General features: G+C 34.5%; 3 protein-coding genes. All 3 read left to right on the top strand.

Annotation, left to right across the window (positions count from 1 at the left end; translation table 11 throughout):
* The coding region (locus F6K13_RS28065) for a class I SAM-dependent methyltransferase (RefSeq protein WP_287289139.1) at positions 1-582 on the top strand (582 nt) is incomplete at its 5' end.
* Between the two features lie 364 nt (positions 583-946).
* Complete coding sequence (locus F6K13_RS28060; protein WP_205127658.1) at positions 947-1,681, top strand: class I SAM-dependent methyltransferase; 735 nt, start codon at positions 947-949, stop codon at positions 1,679-1,681.
* A 109-nt stretch (positions 1,682-1,790) separates the two neighbouring features.
* Positions 1,791-2,516, top strand: a 726-nt coding sequence (locus F6K13_RS28055; protein WP_287289137.1) for a glycosyltransferase 61 family protein, incomplete at its 3' end; no start/stop codon positions are given.

The raw sequence follows: 2,516 nt of genomic DNA, 5'->3' as shown, positions 1-2,516 counted from the left end.
CCAGACCAAGCAATTTTTATTAGTAATCTTTGTAAAATAGTTCAGCCAAAATATGTTTTAGAAACTGGTTTTGCCACAGGTAGGTCTGCAGCAGTAGTCTTAAGTTCTTGTAGTCCAAAAACTTTTATATCTTTGGATAAAAACCTGGATTATATAACTCCCTTTGGCAGAGAAATGGCAGCTATATTGATGGGGAAATTTAAAGATTACCAAATTATTGAAGGAGATAGTAACGAACTTCTTAATCCGGAATTTTACCAAACAAATTATTCATCAGGTTTGGATTGGTTTACTGTTGATGGAGACCATTCTTATCAAGGATGTTTACACGATTTAGAATCCTCACTTCGTTTTTTAAATCCCCAGGGAATTGTTATAGTAGATGATTATAAATCAGGACCACCTAAAGGAGTGAGATGTCCTTCAGTTAATAAAGCAGTTAGAGATTTCTGTAGTCGCTATCCAGAAGTACATAAACTTGAATGGCATAACAATGGAAAAGGTTTAGCTATTTTATCTAAATCTGCTAAACAATTAGAAATAATTGCCAATTTGCTCCAGCTTAAACAACCTCAAAAGTAGTCAATAGAAAGAATGAGGAATAGGGAAAAATCAATAACCTTACTCGTCCATGAAGTGATGGTAAAATTATATCGATCTCATTAACACCTCTTTTACCACTGTCAAATCCGGAACATATAGTTGGAGAATATAGTAGTTATTAAAGAGAAAAATACAAACCAGCTTATGATTTACTCAAAGATTGGCTGGTGAGACAAACTCTGAGTAAACCTAGACACATTTATTGGTGGTAAAAGCCATTTTAAGTAACAAAGTAAGTAGTAGACTGGCACGCCTTCAATATTACTTTATAAATAGAATACAAACCAAATTAAAAGAACCAGAATCAGCCCGTTATTTAGAAATATAAGAAAATTATTTACAAGTGCATACTAACCCAAATCAAACTTCAAATTCTCAAAGCGATAATAGCATAGTTATGAAAAGTAGAAGCGATCGCCTCAATCAACTTGCGACAATTAATCAATCATCTAACTATCTAGAAATAGGGGTAGCTAAGGGTGTAACTTTTAACGCAATTAATATAGAAAATAAAGTAGCTGTCGAGCCAAAATTCAAATTTAATACCCAGGAATATGCCACTGACAATATAGTTTTCCTAGAAGTTACTAGCGATGAATTCTTCAGGAATTATGCCAAAGATTTTGAGGTATTTGACCTGATTTACTTAGATGGTCTCCATACCTTTGAGCAGACTTTTCGTGACTTTTGTGCCTCTCTTTCTTTCGCTCATGCAAAGACTATTTGGTTAATTGATGATACTTGTCCGGGAAGCTATGCTCAAGCTAAACCATCATTTGAGGATTGCACCAAGCTCGCGCGACTTTCTCAAGAGAAACCAGGGACTTGGATGGGAGATGTCTTCAAGATTGTTGCTGCTATCCATGATTTTTTTCCTCAGTTCAGTTTTGCAACTTTCCCCCACCATGGACAAACTGTTGTCTGGAATCAATGGCGGAAAGATTTTCAGCCCTTATGGAATTCTTTAGAAACTATCAGTCGGCTAGAATATTTGGATTTTGTCAAACTACAGGAAACTTTCTTTAAAAGAGAGCCATACGAGCATATTTTTGAAAGTATTAAATTTGCACTAAGTTAATCTTCCTAAATTTTATTTAGGTGTTGGAGCAATAATTTAATTGATAGTTTTGCTCACGATCAAGATATGATATGTGTATTTTTTCAAATTACCCTTAATAAAGAATATCATGGATAACAATCGTCTTTTTCAAATACAGAATGCAATTGTTAAACCCATTAAAATTAAAGATCGCAATTGGATTGGAGGTCTTGTCTTTCCTGATGATATGCCAGGCATATTTCGTATGCGCGCTGGTAGAGCATATGGGTACAGGTACAAAGACATAGTAATACAAGTTAATCAAAACAATAATGTTGCCAATAATTTAAAATTCTATCCAGGTAAATATATTTATGGAGGTCCTTTTCATCTACACTTTGGACACGCTTTAACTGAAAGTATTCATCGTTTATGGGCGTTCAATAGCAAGATCCATGATGGCATTGTTTTTGCTCTATGCCTAACATCAAAGACAAAGGATAATAACGAGATTCCTCCTCAATGGTTTATTCAAACTTTGGAAATTCTAGAAATACCTCTGACTAAGTGTATTTGGGTAACAAATGATTGTGCTTTTGAAAATCTAATCGTTCCAGAGCCAGGTAGTGAGTTAGCATTAGGACCAAAAAACTGGTATCGTTCCTATTTAGAGAAGCTACAGGAAAGGATTTTTGATGCTACCCATAACTTAAGAAAAGAGCCAGAAGGACTCAAGCTTTTTTTGGGCAGAACTCATATTCCTTTAGGTGGCTATACTGCAGGGGAGAAATATTTGGAAAGTCTATTGGTAAATGAGGGTTATATTTCACTAAAGCCAGAAAATTATCATATACTCGAACAAATTGCCTATTTA

Source organism: Okeania sp. SIO2B9, assembly GCF_010672505.1.
GTDB lineage: Bacteria > Cyanobacteriota > Cyanobacteriia > Cyanobacteriales > Microcoleaceae > Okeania > Okeania hirsuta.
Note: the sequence above shows the minus strand (reverse complement) of the source record. Positions and strands in the feature narration are given on the sequence as shown.